Annotated in this window: 5 protein-coding genes; all 5 read right to left on the reverse strand. The window is 56.3% G+C overall.

Going from position 1 to position 2,942, the window contains the following annotated elements; translation table 11 throughout:
* On the reverse strand, positions 1-544 hold a 544-nt coding region (locus GX108_00560), incomplete at its 3' end, for a hypothetical protein (protein ID NLO55540.1).
* Positions 541-1,767 (reverse strand): bifunctional phosphopantothenoylcysteine decarboxylase/phosphopantothenate--cysteine ligase CoaBC, encoded by a 1,227-nt coding sequence (coaBC, locus tag GX108_00565; GenBank protein NLO55541.1) that lies wholly within the window; start codon positions 1,765-1,767, stop codon positions 541-543. The genes coaBC and GX108_00560, both read right to left, overlap by 4 nt.
* Positions 1,739-1,951 carry a hypothetical protein gene (locus GX108_00570; protein ID NLO55542.1) on the reverse strand — a complete coding sequence of 71 codons (213 nt, stop codon included), beginning with the start codon at positions 1,949-1,951 and terminating at the stop codon, positions 1,739-1,741. Before GX108_00570 ends, coaBC begins: the two co-directional genes overlap by 29 nt.
* Positions 1,952-2,034: 83 nt before the next feature.
* Positions 2,035-2,619 (reverse strand): guanylate kinase, encoded by a 585-nt coding sequence (gmk, locus tag GX108_00575; GenBank protein ID NLO55543.1) that lies wholly within the window; start codon positions 2,617-2,619, stop codon positions 2,035-2,037.
* On the reverse strand, positions 2,603-2,869 hold the full coding sequence (locus tag GX108_00580) for a DUF370 domain-containing protein (GenBank protein ID NLO55544.1): 267 nt from the start codon (positions 2,867-2,869) through the stop codon (positions 2,603-2,605). The genes gmk and GX108_00580 overlap by 17 nt, the downstream gene beginning before the upstream one ends.
* Positions 2,870-2,942: the final 73 nt, after the last annotated feature.

A 2,942-nucleotide genomic window follows, 5' to 3' on the forward strand; every position in this document is an offset into this window, starting at 1 on the left:
AATTGGTGGTCCACAGGACTCCTTCCTTTTTTATTTCCGACGGAAGCCCTTTCCAAAAAGAGGAAGCTCCCTCCCTACTGGGGAAAAGAACAAGAATACCGCCTTTTTTCGAAAACAATAGGCGACGATATTCCTCCTCCCGGTTTCCCGAAAAGGGCAGGAAGCAATAGGTCTCGTTAAAGGCCCGGTGCGGAGGGGCCATTTTCGGGAGATCTCCCGACGGCTTTCCGGCGAGGATGTGGCTTGGGGCAATCACCTTGAGAGCCTCGCCGGGACCACAAAGGAAATGACTCCCCACCCGGTGGGCGGTCTCGAAAAGTTCCCAACCCAGCGGAGGAAAGGCATCTATGATTCCCTGTACTTCTAGGATCCTGAAGGCACGCTGGTGAGAAGGGTCCAACCGCGCTCCCGTGGCGAAACCTACCCTTTTCTTCCCCGCGACGAGCACGGAAAGCCGAACACCGCGTTCCACGGGCTTTTCCGATTCATAGGTGAGGGGATGCCACCAGGGTCCGGGAATGATCGCTTCCAAAAATACTGTCACTGCCCGTTTTCCTTGCGCCCCTGGGCTACCGCATCCCAGATGGCTTCCGCCACCTCTTCCTTGGAGCCCTCGAAGGAGGAGAGCACCCCCTTGCCATCGAGAATCCTGACGGAATTCCTGTCGGAACCAAAGGCTCCATCGGGGCCGTTGACTTCGTTGACCACTATCCGGTCAAGTCCTTTTTTCTCCAGTTTTTTCAGGGCATTTTCTACGGCATTGCCGGTCTCCGCGGCGAAGCCAACGAGGAACTGCCCCGGTCTTCTGGTCGCCCCCAGCGCGGCCGCTATATCCCTGTTCTGCTTCATTTCAAGAACAAAGGGCTGATCACCTTTTCGCCTGATCTTGTCCTGGGAGAAGGACGAGGGACTGAAGTCCCCCACGGCAGCCGCCATGACGATAATGTCCTGGGAAGGCGCTTCCGACATCACGGCTTCAAACATCTCCTCGGCGGAGACGACTTCTATAGCTTTCACTCCATGAGGCGGCGGGTCCTGGGCGGGCCCGGTGACCAGGGTGACTTCGGCGCCGCGATACCACGAGGTCCTGGCCAGGGAGGTTCCCATCTTGCCAGAGCTGTAGTTGCTTATGAACCGGACAGGATCAATGGCCTCCCTCGTAGGGCCGGAGGTGACGAGAACCTTGAGCCCATCCATGTCATTCGTCGGTTCCAGGGCTTTGAACAACTCCTCCCTGATGACTTCCAGGGCCGGAAGTCTGCCCTTACCTTCATAACCGCAAGCAAGGAATCCCTCCCCAGGTTCGAAGACCCTGTACCCAAGATCCCTGCATCGAAGGACATTACCGTGGACAGCGCGGTGTTTCCACATGAAGACGTTCATGGCCGGGAAGATCATAACGGGCTTTCTTGATGCCAGGATTGACGCGGCGAGGATATCCGAGGCATCCCCCCACGCCGCTTTGTGAAGGAAGGAAGCTGTCGCCGGGGCGATGAGGATGATATCGGCCCATTCCGACAAATTGATGTGAGGAATCTTCCATCCCTCTTCTCGCGACAGGAAATCCTCTTCCTGCCAGACCCGCCTGCCGGAGAGGGTGGAAATTACCAGCGACGAGACAAACTTTTCAGCAGCTGAAGTGAGGGCGGTTTCCACTTCCCAACCGAATTTTCTGAACTCCCTGACCAGTTCCGGGGCCTTGTAAGCCGAGATGCCGCCGCATACCCCCAGCAAAAGTTTACGATCCTTTTTCCACTCCACGGACATCATTCTGGTCTCCTTCCGGAGCGGTCGCGAGACCGGCTTCGGGAATCTCGACGATGATCTTTCCTTCCTCGATCTCTCTTATCGCCTGTTGGATGGGGTTGAAGTACAACTCGCCCTCTTCCAGGTTCAAGCGTCCCTTCTTTTCGCTCAGTTGTCTCGCCCGTCTTGCGATGACGCAGGCCATGAGATACTTGTTCGACAATATAGATGGATCGTTCGCCCTGTCGGACTTTTTTGTCACGGGTTATATCACCTCGCGGAAAATATTTACGGGGTTTGATGGGGGTTCCTGTAGCTCTCGATTATCCCCTTGAGCGTTTCAAGGGCTTTATCGACATCGTCGTTGACGACCAGGTGATCATACCTTGCCGAGAGAAGCATCTCGTCCCTGGACCCCTTCAGGCGGTTCCTGAGATCTGCTTCTTTTTCGGTCCCCCTCCCCTGGAGCCTGCTTCTGAGTTCCTCCTCCGAGGGTGGTAGTATAAATATCAGCACAGCCTCCGGCTCCGATTCCTTGACCTGGAGGGCGCCCTGGACATCTATCTCCAGTATCACGTCGCGGCCGCCGGCGAGGATCCTCTCCACGTTTTCCTTCAGTGTCCCGTAGAGGTTTCCGTGTACATCGGCCCACTCCAGAAAACGATCCTCCTTGACGAGAGTCCTGAAGCGTTCAAGGCCGATGAACTCATAATCCACCCCGTCGATCTCCCTGTTCCTTGGTTCCCTGGTGGTGCAGGAAACGGAGTATTCCAGCCCCTTTGCTGCCTTGAAAAGAGCTTTCCTCAGGGTGCCCTTCCCTACGCCGCTCGGCCCCGAGATCACGAAAAGCCGTCCCTTAGCGATCGGGGTCACCCTCCCTTTCCTTGCCTTCGAACCTGACGACGATAGTCTCGGGCTGGATCGCCGAAAGGACCACGTGATCGCTGTCGGTGATCAGTATGGCCCTGGTCTTACGCCCCTCGGTGGCATCGATAAGTTTGCCCTGGCTTTTCGCCTCGTCCTTCAACCGTTTGATGGGAGCCGACGAGGGATGGACGATGGCCACGACCCTCTCGACCACTATCATGTTACCGAAACCGACGTGTAAAAGGTTATAACCCATGGCCTCACTCCACGTTCTGGACCAGTTCCCTGATCCTTTCCAGAAAATTCTTGGCCTCCACGGCCAGCCATCT

It is taken from the genome of Thermovirga sp. (assembly GCA_012523215.1).
Classification (GTDB): domain Bacteria; phylum Synergistota; class Synergistia; order Synergistales; family Thermovirgaceae; genus 58-81.